This window comes from Pseudonocardia sp. Ae150A_Ps1 (assembly GCF_001932315.1).
GTDB lineage: Bacteria > Actinomycetota > Actinomycetes > Mycobacteriales > Pseudonocardiaceae > Pseudonocardia.
The window spans coordinates 2,972,630-2,988,877 of sequence record NZ_MCIJ01000001.1 but is presented as its reverse complement, the minus strand read 5'-3'; the positions used below and the strand labels follow the sequence as shown (position 1 = coordinate 2,988,877).

The window sequence follows — 16,248 nt, the reverse complement described above, 5'->3', positions numbered from 1 at the left end:
GTCAGTTGTCCAGCCCCGCCCCCGCGCGTCCGCTCCCGGAGCACGACAGCGGTGACCTGCTCGCCGCGTACCTGCCCGGGTCGTTCTTCCACCGGTCACCACGCGGGACCCTGCTCGCCGACGGCGTGCACACCGTCGTCCCGGAGTCCCCGGGCTCCCCCGGGGACGCGGTCGCCGGGACGCTCGCCGCCGTCGCCGACGCCGGTCACCCCGACCCGGTGGTGGTCGGTGCGATCGGGTTCGCCCCCGGCGCGCCGCGCAGCCTCCACGTCCCCGCCCTGGTGCGCCGCGCCGCCCCGTCCCCGGCGGCGTCCGGCCCGGTCCGGGTCCCGGAACCGCCGGGCTCGCGCTGGTCGGTGCGTCACGAACCGGCCCCCGAGACCTACGCCGACGGGGTGCGCCGGGCACTCGGCCTGATCGGGGAGGGCCGGCTGGAGAAGGTCGTCCTGGCGCGGGCGCTGGAGCTGACCTCGCAGACCCCGGTCCCGGTGCGGGACCTGCTCACCCGGCTCGCGCTGGCCGACCCGGCCGCGTTCGCGTTCGCCGCGGACGTCACCGCCCCCGGCGACCCCGCGCTGCGCACGCTCGTCGGGGCGAGCCCGGAGCTGCTGGTGTCCCGCGAGGGCGGCACCGTGGTGACCAACCCGCTCGCCGGGTCGATCCCGCGGTCCGACGACCCGGCCGAGAACGAGGCCCGGATCGCGGCGCTGAAGGTGTCGGAGAAGGACCTCGCCGAGCACGCGCTCGTCGCCGACCGGGTCGTCGCCGTGCTGCGCGGGTTCTGCACCGAGGTCGACGCGCCCACCGAGCCCGAGGTCATCGGCACCGCCACCATGTGGCACCTGTCCAGCCGGATCTCCGGTCGGCTCGCCGACCCGTCGGTGAGCGCGCTGCACCTGGCGCACGCGCTGCACCCGACCCCCGCCGTGTGCGGGGTGCCGGTGCCCGCCGCCCGGGAGGCGATCGGCGAGCTCGAACCGTCGGACCGCGGCTACTACAGCGGGATGACCGGCTGGGTCGACGCCGACGGTGACGGCGAGTGGGTGCTGGCCATCCGCAGTGCCGAGGTGTGCGACCGGACCGTGCGGCTGTACGCCGGGGCGGGCATCGTCGCCGGGTCGGACCCGGACTCCGAGGTCGCCGAGACCCGCGCGAAGTTCCGCATGATGCTGCGGGCCATCGGGGTCGAGGCCGTCGCATGACCGGGCCCGACCACGTCCCCTGGCCGCCGGAGGTCGCCGCGCGCTACCGCGCGGCCGGGTACTGGCACGGCCGCTCGTTCGGGACCTGGCTGTCGCTGCTGGCCGCGGCGCACCCGGAGCGCACCGCCGTCGTCGGGCGGACCGGTGGCACCGAGCACCGCTGGACCTTCGCCGACCTCGACCGCCGCGCGCACCGGCTGGCCGCGGGCCTGCACGGGCTCGGGATCCGGCCCGGCGAGAACGTCGTGCTCCAGCTGCCGAACGTCCCCGAGTTCCTGCCGGTCGTGTTCGCGCTGTTCCGGGTGGGTGCCCGGCCGGTGTTCGCGCTGCCGGCGCACCGGGAGACCGAGCTGCGCCACGTCGCGGAGTGGTCGGAGGCCGCGGCGGTGCTCACCGTCGACGCGCACGCCCGGTACGACCACGGCGCGCTCGCCCGCGCCACTGCCGGCGCCGTCGGCTCCGTCCGCGAGACGATCGTGCTGGACACCGGCGCCGGCGGCACCACGGACGGGACGGTCCCGCTGGCCGGCCTGGACGCCGACCCGGTCGCGCTGCCCGACCCGGCCCCGGAGGGCGTGGCGTTCCTGCAGCTCTCCGGCGGGTCCACCGGGCTGCCGAAACTGATCCCGCGGACCCACGACGACTACCTCCACAGCGTCCGGGAGAGCGCCCGGATCTGCGGTCTGCGGCCGGACAGCGTCTACCTCGCCGCGCTGCCCGCGGCGCACAACTTCCCGCTCAGCTCGCCCGGTGTCCTCGGCGCGCTGCACGCGGGCGCGGCCTCGGTGTTCGCCCCGGCCCCCGATCCGTCGACGGCGTTCGCGCTGGTCGAGCGGGAACGGGTGACGATCACCGGGCTGGTTCCGCCGCTCGCGGCGGCCTGGGCCGACGCGGCCGCCCGCACCGCGCACGACCTGTCCAGCCTGGAGGTCGTCCTCGTCGGCGGGGCGAAGTGCGGGCCGGAGCTGGCAGGACGGATCGGCCCGGCGCTGGGCTGCCGGTTGCAGCAGGTCTTCGGGATGGCCGAGGGCCTGGTCAACTACACCCGCCTCGACGACCCCGACGAGCTCGTCCTGACCACCCAGGGCCGGCCGATCTCGGCCGACGACGAGATCCGGGTCGTCGACCCGGACGACCCGGCGGCGCCGTCGACGGCCGAGGTGGAGCCGGGCCGGGTCGGCGCGCTGCTCACCCGCGGGCCGTACACGATCCGCGGCTACTTCCGCGCCGCCGAGCACAACGCGACCGCCTTCACCGACGACGGTTTCTACCGGACCGGTGACCTGGTCCGCCGCACCCCGACCGGGCACCTGGAGGTCGTGGGCCGGGTGAAGGAGCAGGTCAACCGGGGCGGGGAGAAGGTCGCGCCGACCGAGGTGGAGGACCACCTCATGGCGCACCCCGACGTGCTGGACGCCGCCGTCATCGGCGTCCCGGACGGCTACCTCGGCGAACGGACCTGCGCCTACGTCGTGCCCCGGCCGGGCACCGACGCCCCGGCCGGGTCGGTGCTGCGCCGGTTCGTCCGCGAGCGCGGGGTGGCCGCGTTCAAGGTGCCGGACCTGATCGAGATCGTTCCCGGCTTCCCGGTGACGGGGGTCGGCAAGACCAGCAAGCGCGAGCTGCGCGAGGCGCTGCGCGCACGCGCCGCGGCACCCGCCGCGGCCGACACCGGCGGGGCGGTCCCCTCGTCGGCCGACGAGGAGAGGTGAGCGAGATGTCCCTGCCCCGGATCGAGCCCTACCCGCTGCCGGCCCCGGCCGAGCGCCCGGCCGGACGGGTCGCGTGGCAGCCGGACGCGTCCCGGGCCGCGCTGCTGGTCCACGACATGCAGTGCTACTTCCTGGCGCTCTACGCCGGCTCCCCGGTCCCGGAGGTCGTCGCGAACATCGCGGCCCTGCTGGCCGCCTGCCGGGAGCGCGGCGTGCCGGTGTTCTACACCGCCCAGCCGGGCCGGCAGGACCCCGCCGACCGCGGGCTGCTCACCGACTTCTGGGGTGACGGGATCGGCGCGGTGATCGACGACGACCCGGCCGCCGCCGACGTGGTCGACGAGCTCGCGCCGCAGCCCGGCGACGAGGTCCTCACCAAGTGGCGCTACAGCGCGTTCCAGCGCAGCACGTTCGCCGAGCGCCTCGCCGAGGGCGGCCGGGACCAGCTGCTCGTCACCGGGATCTACGCGCACATCGGCTGCCAGGCGACCGCCGTCGAGGCGTTCATGCGCGACGTCGCCCCGTTCCTGGTGGCCGACGCCGTCGCCGACTTCTCCCGCCGCCACCACGACGCCGCGTGCGAGTACGTCGCCCAGCGCTGTGGCGTGGTGACCGGCACCGCCGACGTCCTCGGGGCGTTCGCCGCCACCCCGGCCGGGGTGGGCGGATGAGCGCGCCGACCGCGGAGCGGATCCGGTCCGACGTCGCCGAGCTGCTGGGCGTCGCGCCGGAGGGGATCGACCCCGAGGAGGACCTCCTCGACCGGGGCCTCGACTCGATGCGGATCATGACGCTCGTCGAGCGCTGGCGCGACGGCGGCGCCCCGGCACTGGAGTTCCCGGACCTGGCCGAGGAGCCCGTACTGAGCCGCTGGATCGAGATCGTCCGGGGTGCGGCGTGAAGCGGGCGGACCGCGGCGACGTCGCCGGGAACCTCGCGACAGCCTACGGCCGGGAGACCGGGGCGACGAAGGTGCCGTACCCGATCCTGCTGCGCGAGCTGGAGGTCCTGCGGACCGCGCCGGTCGGCCCGTCGATGGTGCGGCTCACCCTCGGCGGTCCCGGGCTCGCGGGGTTCCACAGCCACTGCGACGAGGAGCACGTGCGGCTGGTGTTCCCCGGCGAGGACGGCGTGCTGCGCCTGCCCGAGCAGGACGGCGACATGCTGAACTGGCCGCGCCCGCGGCCGGTGTCGCGCGAGTACACCGTGCGCCGGCACGACCCGGACGCCGGTGAGCTGGACATCGACCTGGTGGTGCACGACGGCGGCCTCGCCTCGGACTGGGTGCGCACCGTGGCGCCGGGCGAGCGGATCCCGGTGGCCGGCCCGCCCGGCGGGCTCGCGATCCCGCACGGCTACGACCACTACCTGCTCGCCGGCGACCTGACCGCGCAGCCCGCGATCGCCCGGATCCTCGAACGGCTCCCCGCCGACGCTCGCGGACGGGCGTTCGTCGAGGTCACCGACGCCGCCGATGAGCTCCCGATGTCGGCGCCGGACGGCGTCGAGGTGCGCTGGGTGCACCGCGGCGACGTGCCCGCCGGGACGTCGGACGCCCTGGAGAAGGCGGTGACGGCGGTGCGCCCGCCCGCGGACGCGCGCGTCTTCGCCTGGGTGGCGGGGGAGACGACGGCGATCAAGCCGCTGCGCCGCTTCCTGCGCGACGAGCTGGGCCTCGACGCGGCGGACCGCGACGTCACCGGCTACTGGAAGCGCGGCGTCACCGACTTCGACGACCACGGCGACGACGAGGACGAGCACGGCCACGGCCACTGAGGACCGGCCGCCCGCGCCGCGGGCGCCGGGACACCGCGAGCGAGGGAGATCTGTTGAGCACGGCGACCGTCCGGACCGACGTGGACACGGGGAGCACCGCCGGGGACGGCCTGCTGGAACTCACCGGCGCCCAGCTGGGGATCTGGAACGCCCAGCGCCTGGAGCCGGACTCGCCGTACTACGTGGTCGGCGACGTCCTACAGATCTCCGGTGACACCCCGGTCGACGTCCCGGCACTGGTCGAGGCGGTCCGGGCGACCGTGGAGGAGGCGGAGACGCTGCGCCTGCGGCTGGTGACCACACCGGACGGCCCGCGGCAGTACGTCGACCCGGACCCGGTCCCGCCGCCACCCGTCGTCGACCTGCGGGACGACCCCGACCCGCACGCCGCGGCCCGCGACCTCGTCGCCGCCGAGCGGGCCCGGCTCGCCGCCGGCTGCCGGGACATGACCGGCCGGTCGCTGTTCCGGCCGTCGGTCGCGGTGCTCGGCGACACCGAGGTCCACTACCTGCAACTCGGCCACCACCTGGTGTTCGACGGCTACTCCGCCACCCAGCTCTGCCGCCGGATCGGGGCCCGCTACACCGCCGCCGTCCGCGGGGAGGAGCCGCCGCGGTGCCCGTTCCGGCCGTTCGCGGACCTCGTCGCCGCCGACCTGGAGTACCGGGCGGGCGAGCAGGCCGGGCAGGACCGGGCGTTCTGGCGGGACCTGCTGACCCCGCTGCCCGAGGCCCCGGGCGGCCCGCCGCCCCCGGACGGCCCGGCCGCGGCGACCGTGACCGCGCACCGCGAGCTCGGCCCGGACACGATCGCCCGCCTGAAGGAGGTCGCCGACGGCGCCGGCGTCACCTGGGGTGAGCTGGTCATCGCCGGGTACGCCGCGTTCCTGCACCGGCTGGAGAGCCGCACCGACGTGGTGTTCGCGCTCCCGCTGATGTGCCGTACCGGGTCCGCGGCGCTGCGCACCCCGGCGATGATGGTCAACGTGCTGCCGCTCCGGCTCGCGGTGCGCCCCGGGGACCGGCTCGACGAGCTGGGCCGCCGCACCGCCGCGGCGCTGCGCGACGTCCGCGCGCACCAGCGGTTCCGTGGCGAGGACCTGCCCCGGGAGCTGCCCGGGTCGGGCGAGCTGCTGCACGGGCGCGGGATCAACCTGAAGGCGTCGTTCGACTTCGGTGTCCGGCTGGGCGGGTCGACCGGCGTGCTCGTGAACGTGGCGGGCGGCCCGCCGGAGGACCTCGGCCTGACCGCCACCCCCACCGCGGCCGGCGGCCTGCTCCTCGGCTTCGAGGCCGACGCCCGCACCAACGACGAGCCGGTGCTGCGCCGCCGTCTCGACGCGCTGGCCGACCTGCTCACCGCGCTCGCCGGGCCCGGTCTGCCCCCGGTCGGCACGGTGCGGCTGCTCGCGCCCGACGAGCGGGACCAGGCCCTCGCCGCGCTCGACCGCCCGGCCCCGGCCGGCACGCCGAAGGACCTGCCGGAGCTGCTCGACGACCTCGCCGCGGACCCGGACCGGCCCGCGCTCGTGCACGCGGGCGTCCGCCTCACCGCGGGCGAGCTGGTCGGGCGGGTCCGGGAGCTGTCCGCCGCGCTGCGCGGGCGGGGGCTCGGACCGGGCGACGTGGTCGCGGTGTCGCTGCCCCCGCGAACCCGCGCTCGTCGTGGCACTGCTCGCCGTGCTCGACGCCGGGGCCGCGTTCCTGGTGCTCGATCCGGCACACCCGCCGCAGCGGCGCCGTGACCTGCTCGACGACGCCCGCCCGGACCTGCTGCTGGCCACCCCGGAGACCGTCGCCGACCTGCCGGCGCCCGCCTGCGCCGTCCTCGACCCGACCGGACCGCTCCCGGCCGGGCCCGCGGCGACCGGGCCGCTCGACCCGGACCGCCCGGCCTACGTGCTCTACACGTCCGGCTCCACCGGCCGCCCCAAGGGCGTCCTCGCCCGCGCCGGCGGCCTCGCCGGGCTGGTGCACCACCACCGCGGCACCCTCGTCGCGGAGGCGGAACGCGCGGTAGGGCGTGGCCTGCGCGCCGCGCACACCTACTCGTTCGCCTTCGACGCGGCGCTGGACCAGCTGACCTGGCTGCTGACCGGGCACGAGCTGCACCTCTACGACACCGACCTGGTCCGCGACGGCGAGGCACTCGCAGCGGCGCTGCGTGCCGACCGGATCGACGTCGTCGACACCACGCCGTCGCTGGCGGGGCCGCTGCTCGACGCCGGGCTGCTGGACGGCGAGCACCGCCCCGTGCTGCTGGTCCTCGGCGGCGCGGCCACCCCGGCGCCGCTGTGGCGCCGGGTCGCAGCGTCCGGCATCACCGCCTACAACCTCTACGGCCCGACCGAGGCCACCGTGGACGCGACCCTCGCGCCCGTCACCGGCGAGCACCCGACGATCGGCCTCCCGCTGGCGGGCACCCGTGCCCACCTGCTCGACGCCGCGCTGGAGCCGGTCGCGGTGGGCGAGCCCGGCGAGCTCTACCTGGCCGGTCCGCACCTCGCGCTCGGCTACCTGGACCGGCCCGGCACGACCGCGGAACGGTTCGTCGCGAACCCGTTCGGGCCGGGGCGGATGTACCGCACCGGTGACCGGGCCCGGCTCACCGGCGCGGGCCTGGAGTTCCTCGGCCGCGACGACGGCCAGGTCAAGATCCGCGGCTACCGGGTCGAGCTCGGCGAGGTCGAGGCCGAGCTGGTCGCGGTGCCCGGGGTCGGCGCCGCCGCCGTGACGGTCCGCGCCGACGCCGGCCGTGACCGGCTCGTCGGCTACGTGACCGGCGACCTCACCCCGGACGCCGTGCGCGACGCGCTCGCCGCGCGCCTGCCCGAGCACCTCGTGCCGTCCGCGGTGCTGGTCCTCGACGCCCTCCCGACCACGGTCAACGGCAAGCTCGACCGGGCGGCGCTGCCGGCACCGGCGCCGTCGGCCGCCTCCCGGGCCCCCGCGACCGACGCCGAGCGGTCGCTGCACGACGTCGTCGCCGGGGTGCTGGGCACCGAGCGGGTCGACGTGGACGACGACTTCCTCGCCCTTGGCGGCGACTCGATCTCCGCGATCGCCGTCGGCTCCCGGCTGCGCGAGGCAGGGCTGGAGCTGCGCCCGCGGGACCTGCTGGCCCGGCGCAGCCTGGCGGCACTCGCCGCCATGAGCGGTACCGCCACCCCGGCCGCCACCGGCCCGGACGTGGTCCCGGACGAGCCGACCGGCCCGGTCCCGGCGCCCCCCATCGTCCGCGGGCTGCTCGCCCCGAACCGCGACCCGGCGTCGATCGCCGGGTACGCCCAGTGGACCGCGCTGCGGATCGACGTCCCGGCCCGCACCCCGGACCTGGCCGCCGCCGTCGGCGCGGTGCTGGACCGGCACGACGCGCTGCGCCTGCGCTGCGTGGACGGGGTGCCGGCCGTGCTCCCGGCCGGTGCCGTCGACGCCGCCCGGGCGTTCCGGGAGGCCGCGACCGGGCCGCTCACCGACGACCGGGTCGCCGACCTCGCCGGGCTGCTGGCCGGGGAGCTCGATCCCGCCGCGGCGGACCTGATCCGGGTGCTGCTGGCCCGGACCGGCGAGGGCACCCCGGACCGGCTGCTCGTCGTCGTCCACCATCTCGCCGCCGACGGCGTCTCCTGGCGGGTGCTGCTGCCCGACCTGCACCGCGCGTGGACCGCCGCGGCCCGGGGGGACGATCCCGCGCTGCCCCGCACCGGCGCGTCCTGGCGGCGGCACGCGGGCGTGCTCGCCGAGCAGGGCGAGAGCGGGGCCCGCCGCGACGAGCTGCCGTACTGGCGGTCCGCCGCCGCCGCGACCGTCCGGATCGGGGACCGTCCACTGGACCCGCGGCGCGACACCGTCGCCACCGCACGCCACGACCGGACCGTGCTCGACGCCGGGCAGACCGCCGCGCTGGTCGAGCGGCTGCCGGCCGCCTACCGGGCCGGTGTCGACGAGGTGCTGCTGGCCGCGCTCGCCCTCGCCCTGCGCACCGTCACGGGAACGACCGACGCCGTCACGGTCGGCACCGAGGGCCACGGCCGCGAGTCCGCCGGTCTGGACCTGGCCGGGACGGTCGGCTGGTTCACCGTCGAGCACCCGGTCCGGCTCCCGCTCGGGGAGGTCGCCGGCCCGGACGCGCTGCGCGAGGCGCTCGCCGGCGGGCCCGCCGCCGGCCGCCTGCTGCGCGCGGCGAAGGAGGCCGCCCGCGCCGTCCCCGGTGACGGCTCGGGACACGGCGTGCTCCGGTGGCTCGACCCGCGCACCCGCGCGGAGCTCGGCGCCGACGCCCCGCCGGACGTGCTGGTCAACTACCTGGGACGGTTCGCCGCGTCGCCGCGTCGCCGCGTCGCCGCGTCGCCGCGTCGCCGGGGGCGGGCTGGCGGATGCCGGAGGGCTCGGCGTTCGCGGTGACGGAGCCGCCCGGCAAGGCCCTCGAGCAGCTGCTCGCGCTGAACTGCTTCCTGACCGGCGGAGCCAGCGGTGAGTGCCTCTCCGTCGAGTGGACCGCCGCCGGTGCCGCACTCGGCCCGGACCGGGTCGCGGAGGTGCAGCGCGCCTTCGCCGCCGCCGTCGCCGGGCTGGCCGCGCACGCCGCCGGGCTCGGCACCGGCGACGGCGGGCTCACCCCGTCCGATCTGCCGCTGGTCGAGCTCGACCAGGCCACGATCGACGAGCTCCAGCAGGAGCGCCCGGTCGCCGACGTGCTCCCGGCGACCGCGCTGCAGGCCGGGCTGTCGTTCCACAGCATGGCTCTCGCCGACGGCGACACCGACGTCTACGTGGTGCAGGCCGTCGTCACCCTGGCTGGGGACCTCGACCCGGACCGGATGCGCGCGGCGGCGGCGGAGCTGCTGCGCCGGCACCCGTCGCTGCGGATCCACCTGGCCGCGCTCGACGACGGCCGGGTCGTCCAGGTCGTCCCGGCCGGTGTCGACCTCGACTGGCGGTTCGCCGACCTGACCGGGGACGACGACCCGGCCGCCGCGTTCGCCCGGGTGGCCGCGGCCGAGCAGGCCCGGCCCTTCGACCCGGCCCGCCCGCCGCTGATCCGGTTCCTGCTGGCCCGGTTCGGGCCCGGCGACCACCGGCTGGCGATCACGAACCACCATGCGCTGCTCGACGGCTGGTCGATGCCGCTGGTCGGGAAGGCCCTGATCTCGATCCACGACGAGCTGGGCGGCGGCCCGGCCGTCCCGCCCCCGCCGCCGGTCGCCGACCACTTCGCCTGGCTCGCCGCCCGTGACCACGACGCCGGCCGCCGGGCCTGGCGCGAGCTGCTCGACGGCGTCGACGAGGGCACCCGGATCGCGCCGGGCGCGACCGGCACGACGGTCGCCCGGCCCGAGCGGCACCCCGTCGCGCTCGGCGCGGGGTTCAGCGCGTCGCTGCGCCGGTTCGCCCGGGAGCGCGGCGTCACCCTGACCGCGGTGCTGCACACCGCATGGGGGATCGTCCTCGGCCGGGCGACCGGCCGCCGCGACGTCCTGTTCGGACAGCCGGTCTCCGGTCGCCCGGCCGAGGTCCCCGGCGTCGAGCGGATGGTCGGGCAGCTCGGCAACACCGTCCCGGTGCGGGTCCGCTGGGCACCGGGGGACACGGCGGCCGCGGTGCTCGGGGCGGTGCACGACCGGTCCGTCGCGATGTCCGAGCACCATCACGTGGGGCTGCCGGACGTGCAGCGCGACGCCGGTGCCGGCGACCTGTTCGACACGATGCTGGTGATGGAGAACTTCCCGGCCGCCGAGCGCCGTCCGGCCGCCGGCCCCGGCCCGGGCCCCGTCCTGGCCGGGGTCGAGATCGCCGACGCGACGCACTACCCGCTGACCGTCGTCGTGATCCCGGACGACGAGATCGTGATCGGCCTCGGGTACCAGCCCGCGGCCCTGAGCGGTGGCGCGGTCCGCGCGCTGGGCCACGCCCTGCACACCGTGCTCCACGAGCTGGTCGCCGACCCCGAGCGTCCGGCGACGGCGCTGCCGCTGCTCGATCCCGCGGCCCGCGCCGAGGCCCTCCGCGTCGCCGACGGCGGCCCGGGTGCGACCTTCACCCTCGCCGAACGGTTCGCCGGCTGGGTCGCCTCCCGGCCGGACCACCCGGCGGTGCAGTGCCGGGACCGGGTGCTCACCTACGCCGAGCTGGACGCCCGGGCCGACGCGCTGGCCCGCGAGCTGGTGCGCCGCGGGGTGCGGCCCGAGCAGCCGGTCGCGGTGCTGCTCGACCGGGACGTCGAGATGCCGCTGGCGATCATCGGCATCCTCCGCGCCGGTGCGGTCTACCTGCCGCTCGATCCGGCCTACCCGCAGGCCCGGCTGGAGACGATGGTGTCCGACGCGGCCCCGGTCGCGGCGCTCACCGTCGGTGCCACGACCGGCGGCGACGCGGAACGCCTGCTCGCCGAGCGTGGCGTGCCGCGGATCCGGCTGGACGAGGTGCTCGCGGGCGGCGACGGCCCGCCACTGCCGCCCTACGACCCGGACCGGCTCGCGTACGTCATCTTCACCTCGGGCACGACCGGTCGTCCGAAGCCGGTCGGCGTGCCGCACCGCGGCCTGGCCGCCCTGGTCCTGCTGTCCGAGGGCACCTTCGGGGCCACGCCCGACGACCGCGTGCTGCAGTTCGCCTCCACCAGCTTCGACGTGGCCTTCTTCCAGACGGTGATCGCGCTCGCCTCGGGCGGGACCTCGGTCGTCGCACCGGCCGAGGTCCGTGACTCGGCGGATGCGCTGCTCGACCACATCGCCGCCCAGCGGGTCACGCTGGCGAACCTGCTGCCGTCGTTCCTCGCCGCGATGCCCGACGACCGCACGCTGCCACCGGACATCACCCTGCTCGTCGGGGCGGAGCGGCTCGACCCGGCGCTCGCGCGACGCTGGGGCGCCCGCCGTGGGCTGGTCAACTGCTACGGCCCCACCGAGGTCTCGATCAACGCGGTGGCCTGGGCGTACGACCCGGACGACCCGGGGCCGCTGCCCATCGGCGTGCCCGACCCGGGCATCCGCGCCTACGTGCTCGACGGCGGCCTGCAGCCGGTCGGCCCGGACCGCACCGGCGAGCTGTACCTGGCCGGCGCCGGGCTGGCCCGCGGCTACCTGGGGCGGCCGGGGGAGACCGCGTCGTCGTTCGTCGCGAACCCGTTCGGTGCGCCCGGCGAGCGGATGTACCGCACCGGTGACCTGGTGCACCTGCGGGCGGACGGGCAGATCGCGTTCCTCGGCCGGGCCGACCACCAGGTGAAGATCCGCGGGTTCCGGATCGAGCTCGGCGAGATCGAGACCGTGCTCGGGTCCCAGGACGGTGTCCGCGCCGCCACCGTGGTCGTGCGTGACGACCGGCTGGTCGGCTACGTCGTGCCGGCCGGCGGCGCCGCCCCCGCCGTGGAGGCGCTGCGGGCCGCGCTCGCCGCGGAGCTGCCCGCGCACATGGTGCCCACCCACCTCGTGCTGCTCGACCGGCTGCCGCTGACACCGGCCGGGAAGCTGGACCGCGACGCCCTGCCCGCGCCGGACCGCGTCACGGCCGGGCCGTCCCGGGAGCCCGCGACCGAGGCCGAGCGGATCCTGCTCGGCGTGCTGCGCGACGTCCTCGACGACGACACGATCGGCCCCGACGACGACTTCCTCGCCGCCGGCGGCGACAGCATCGTCTCGCTGCAGGTGATCTCCCGGGCCCGCCGGGCCGGCCGGCTGCTGACCGCCCGCGACGTGTTCGACGGCGGCACGGCGGCCGGGATGGCGATCCGATCGGTCCCCGCCGCCGACACCCCCGCCGACGCCGGACCGCTCACCGGCGACGCGCCGCTCACCCCGGTGATGCGCGACCTGCTCCGCCGGGGCGGCAGCGGCCGGCCCGGTGACCCGTCCGCCGGGTACTGCCAGTGGACGGAGACCGTCGTGCCCGCGGGCGGCGACGTGACGCTCTGGCACGCCGTCCTGGACGCGCTGCTGGTGCGGCACGACGCCCTCCGGGCGCACCTCGCCGTGCCGGACACCGGTGGTGAACCGGTGCTGCGGGTCCCCGGTCCGGGCGCCGTCACCGGCGCCGACGTGCTCGTCCGGACCGCGCTCGCGCCCGGCGACGACGCCAGGGCGGTCGCGGACCGGCGGATCGCCGCCGCACGGGACGGGCTCGACCCGTACCGCGGCCCGCTGCTGCGTGCCGAGTGGCTGGACGTCGGACCGGACCGGCCGGGCCGGCTGGTGCTCCTGGCACACCACCTCGTCGTCGACCCGGTGTCGTGGCGGGTGCTGCTCGACGACCTCGCGCAGGCCCACCGGGCCGTCGCGGCCGGCGCGACGCCCGCGCTGCCACCGGTCGGGCGGACCTGGGTCGGCTGGGCCCGGGCGCTGCACGCGGCCACCGACGCCCGCCGCGCGGAGCTCCCGCACTGGCGGGCGGTGACGGCCGCCGCCGACCCCGGCTGGGGTGAGGTCGCCCTCGACCCCGGTCGCGACACCGCCGCCACCGCGCGGCACCACGAGATCCGGCTCGACCCGGCGACGACGGCGGCCGTGCTGACGACGCTGCCGGTCGCGCACGGCACCGGACCCGACGCGGTGCTGCTCACCGCGCTGGCCCGGGCCGCGCACCGCTGGCGCGGCCGGACCGGCGAGCCGGAGCTGCTCGTGGACCTGCAGGGCCACGGCCGTCCGGCGACGGACCCGGACGGCACCGGCGTGCTCGACCTGTCCCGGACCGTCGGCTGGTTCACCACGGTCACCCCGGCGCTGGTCCGCCCCGGTACCGGGGGGGCCGGCGGCGGTCGGTGCCCAGCTGCGGGCCGCCGGGGACGGCCTCGGCCACGGCCTGCTGTGGGACGCGCCGGACCGGCCGCTCGGCGACGCCGTCCGGCCCCGGGTGACGGTCAACTACCTGGGCCGGTTCACCGCGCCCACCGGTGCGGACGAGCCGTGGCGGGCCCCGGCCGACGCCGGCGCGCTCGGCTCCGGCGACCCGGCCGCGATGCCGTTCCCGCACGAGCTGGCGGTGAACGCGCTCGCGACCGCCGACGGCGGGGACGGCGCGCTCACCCTCGCCGTCCGGTTCACCTGGCCGGAGGCGCTGTTCGGTGCGGACCGGATCGCCGTGTTCGCCGGGCTCCTGCGCGACGAGCTGGTGGCCCTGGCCGGGGAGGGGACCGCCGGATGAGCGGCGCGGCCCCGGAGACCTCGGACCGGATCGACGCGCCGCTGGTGCGGGCCGCGTTCGTGCTGGTCCTGGGCGCGTTCATGGCCACCCTGGACGCGACGATCGTCGCGGTCGGGGTGAGCACCCTGTCCGCCGAGTTCGACGCGACCCTGGTCGAGATCCAGTGGGTGAGCACCGCGTACCTGCTCGCCGTGGTCGCGGCCGTCCCCACGTCGGGCTGGCTGGTCGACCGGTTCGGCGGTCGCCGGACCTGGATCGTGGCCGTGCTCTGCTTCGTCGTGGCGTCGGCGCTGTGCGCGCTGGCCTGGTCGCTGACGTCGCTGGTCGCGTTCCGGATCCTGCAGGGTCTGGCCGGTGGGCTGCTCCCACCGACCGGGCAGGCGGTGCTGGCCCGCCTCGCCGGGCCCCGGCGGATCGGCTGGATGATCGCGATCGTCGGTGTCGTCCCGCTGCTCTCGCCGGTGCTCGGCCCGCTCGCCGGCGGGGCGATCCTCGGCGTCGCGAGCTGGCCGTGGCTGTTCTACGTGAACCTGCCGATCGGCCTGGCCGCGGCGGTGGCGGCCGTGCTGCTGGTGCCGCGCGACTCCGCGGCGGCCCGCGGGACGGCGTTCGACGTCCGCGGTGCGCTGCTGCTCTCACCCGGCCTCGCGGTGTTCGTCCTCGGCCTGACGGAGGTCGAGCGCACCGGCGGCGCGCTGCCCGGGGTGCCGGTGTGTCTCGCCGGGCTGGCCATGCTGGGGCTGTTCGTGCTGCACGGCCTCCGGTTCCGCGGCACCCCGCTGATCGACCCGCGGCTCTTCGCGCGCAGCCCGTTCGGCCCGGCCGCGCTCGCACTGGTGATCCTCGGGCTGTCGGTGTTCGGCGCGACCTTCCTGCTCCCGCTCTACCTGCAGTCCGGCCGCGGGCTCGACGCCTGGGAGACCGGCCTGCTTCTCGCGCCCCAGGGCATCGGGGCGCTCGCCGGGTCGCTGCTGGTCAATCGGCTCGTGGACCGGATCGCGCCGCGGAACCTGGTGCTCGCCGGGATCGCGATGGTCGCGCTGGGGACGGTGGTGTTCACGCAGCTCGACCGTGGCCCGGCCGACGCGCTGGTCGCCGCGTCGCTGCTGGTCCGGGGCGCCGGAGGAGCGCTGATCGGGGCACCGGTGATGGCGCTGGTCTACCGGACCATGGCGAAGGAGATGATCCCGCGCGCGGCGAGCGCGCTGAACCTGCTGAACACGCTCGGCGGGTCGGTCGGCACCGCGCTGGTGGCGGTGATCCTGCAGTCCCGGCTGGCGGCGCTCGGCCCGGGTGCGAGCGCCGCCGCGTTCGGGCAGACGTTCTGGTGGGTGCTCGGGTTCTGCCTGCTCGCCCTGGCGGGCGCGACCCGGCTGCCGGGGGTCAGGCCGTCCCGGTGAGGATCCGGTCGAGCTCGTCGAGGACGGCGAGCCCCTGACCGTAGTGCGAGACGTAGTAGTTCGGCAGGGGGTGCAGGTTCCCGGCCCGCACCGCGCGCAGCGCCCGGAACGTCGGCGCCTGCAGCATCCGCGTGGTGTTGCCGTCGACGCCGCCGCGGGTGTCGGCGAGGTGCAGCAGCACGTCGCAGTCGTCGAGGACACCGATCTCCTCGTAGGACATCCGCTCCGACGCACCCGGCCTGCCCTCGGCGACCGCGGGCAGCCGCGCCCCGATCGCGCCCAGCACCACGCCGCTCCACGACTGCGGCAGGTCGACCAGCGCGGTGCCGGGCGGACCGCCGCGGACCAGGCCGATCCGGATCCTGCCCAGCAGGTCGCGGTGCCGCTCACCGATCTCGCGGGCGCGCTGCTCGTAGCGGCCGCGCAGCGCCTCCGCCTCGGCGCCGCGCCCGACGGCGTCGGCGGCGCGGACGGCCCGCTCCTGCCAGGTCCCGGGGGCGCCGCCGGCGGCGAACAGCAGGGTCGGGGCGACCGCGCCGAGGCGCTCGGGCAGGTCCTCGGCCAGACCCGGCACCATCGTCCCGAGGATCAGGTCCGGGCGCTGCGCCACGATCGCCTCGTACGACAGCTCCTGCGGCTTGCCGACCTTGGGAAGGGCGTCGTAGGCGGACTGCAGGCCCGGCAGCACGCCGCCGACGGTGGCCTCCGCGGTCGCGACGACGGTGAACCCGACGTCGAGCAGGGCGTAGGTCGTGTAGAAGTCCGTCGCCGCCACCCGCTGCGGGGAGACCGGGATCTCGACCGGGCCGGACGCGCCGTCGACCGTGCGGGTCGCCCCGGCGGGCGCCTGCCCGCCGGATCCGCAGGCGGACAGGGTGAGCAGGGCGGCCGAGCCGGCGGCGAGCCCCAGGAGGTCCCGGCGGCTGATCGGCCCGGCGGTGGCGTCGGGTGCGACGAGGAGCGGCATGTCCCGAGTAAAGCGAGCCTAGCCTTGTCGGGCAAGGGTCCGCCTTCGGCGTG

At 77.2% G+C, this 16,248-nt stretch carries 9 protein-coding genes; 8 read left to right on the top strand and 1 reads right to left on the bottom strand.

Features of this window, described 5'->3' with window-relative positions; translation table 11 throughout:
• Window positions 1-5: 5 nt before the first annotated feature.
• From Ae150APs1_RS13795 to Ae150APs1_RS33580, 8 genes are read left to right on the top strand one after another with little or no spacing between them, the layout of a single operon-like run.
• The gene (locus tag Ae150APs1_RS13795) at window positions 6-1,202 is read left to right on the top strand and encodes an isochorismate synthase (RefSeq protein ID WP_075297963.1); all 1,197 of its coding nucleotides are present in this window, start codon (window positions 6-8) and stop codon (window positions 1,200-1,202) included.
• Window positions 1,199-2,914: an AMP-binding protein gene (locus tag Ae150APs1_RS13790; protein ID WP_075297961.1), complete on the top strand. Its 1,716-nt coding sequence runs from the start codon at window positions 1,199-1,201 to the stop codon at window positions 2,912-2,914. The genes Ae150APs1_RS13795 and Ae150APs1_RS13790 overlap by 4 nt, the downstream gene beginning before the upstream one ends.
• A gap of 5 nt (window positions 2,915-2,919) precedes the next feature.
• Window positions 2,920-3,585, top strand: a complete 666-nt coding sequence (locus Ae150APs1_RS13785) for an isochorismatase family protein (protein WP_075302089.1) — start codon at window positions 2,920-2,922, stop codon at window positions 3,583-3,585.
• Entirely contained in the window at window positions 3,582-3,815 is a 234-nt protein-coding gene (locus Ae150APs1_RS13780) for a phosphopantetheine-binding protein (protein WP_010231489.1), read from the top strand. The genes Ae150APs1_RS13785 and Ae150APs1_RS13780 overlap by 4 nt, the downstream gene beginning before the upstream one ends.
• On the top strand, window positions 3,812-4,690 hold the full coding sequence (locus tag Ae150APs1_RS13775; RefSeq protein WP_010231486.1) for a siderophore-interacting protein: 879 nt from the start codon (window positions 3,812-3,814) through the stop codon (window positions 4,688-4,690). The genes Ae150APs1_RS13780 and Ae150APs1_RS13775 overlap by 4 nt, the downstream gene beginning before the upstream one ends.
• 53 nt (window positions 4,691-4,743) lie before the next feature.
• Window positions 4,744-6,435 (top strand): condensation domain-containing protein, encoded by a 1,692-nt coding sequence (locus Ae150APs1_RS33590; protein WP_075297959.1) that lies wholly within the window; start codon window positions 4,744-4,746, stop codon window positions 6,433-6,435.
• Window positions 6,356-9,094, top strand: coding sequence for an AMP-binding protein (locus tag Ae150APs1_RS33585; RefSeq protein WP_075297957.1), 2,739 nt, complete (start codon window positions 6,356-6,358; stop codon window positions 9,092-9,094). The genes Ae150APs1_RS33590 and Ae150APs1_RS33585 overlap by 80 nt, the downstream gene beginning before the upstream one ends.
• Window positions 9,067-15,228 (top strand): non-ribosomal peptide synthetase, encoded by a 6,162-nt coding sequence (locus Ae150APs1_RS33580; protein ID WP_075297955.1) that lies wholly within the window; start codon window positions 9,067-9,069, stop codon window positions 15,226-15,228. The genes Ae150APs1_RS33585 and Ae150APs1_RS33580 overlap by 28 nt, the downstream gene beginning before the upstream one ends.
• On the opposite strand, the gene Ae150APs1_RS13755 is transcribed toward Ae150APs1_RS33580, so the two are convergent.
• Window positions 15,212-16,195, bottom strand: coding sequence for an ABC transporter substrate-binding protein (locus Ae150APs1_RS13755; protein ID WP_075297953.1), 984 nt, complete (start codon window positions 16,193-16,195; stop codon window positions 15,212-15,214). The two genes, Ae150APs1_RS33580 and Ae150APs1_RS13755, sit on opposite strands and share 17 nt — an antisense overlap.
• Between the last annotated feature and the right edge of the window lie 53 nt (window positions 16,196-16,248).

Bases quoted from the DNA above. Each gene is read 5' to 3' on its own strand.
- Ae150APs1_RS13755 (WP_075297953.1), bottom strand. From the start codon at position 16,195: ATGCCGCTCCTCGTCGCACCCGACGCCACCGCCGGGCCGATCAGCCGC.
- Ae150APs1_RS13790 (WP_075297961.1), top strand. From the start codon at position 1,199: ATGACCGGGCCCGACCACGTCCCCTGGCCGCCGGAGGTCGCCGCGCGC.
- Ae150APs1_RS33580 (WP_075297955.1), top strand. From the start codon at position 9,067: ATGCCGGAGGGCTCGGCGTTCGCGGTGACGGAGCCGCCCGGCAAGGCC.
- Ae150APs1_RS13785 (WP_075302089.1), top strand. From the start codon at position 2,920: ATGTCCCTGCCCCGGATCGAGCCCTACCCGCTGCCGGCCCCGGCCGAG.
- Ae150APs1_RS13780 (WP_010231489.1), top strand. From the start codon at position 3,582: ATGAGCGCGCCGACCGCGGAGCGGATCCGGTCCGACGTCGCCGAGCTG.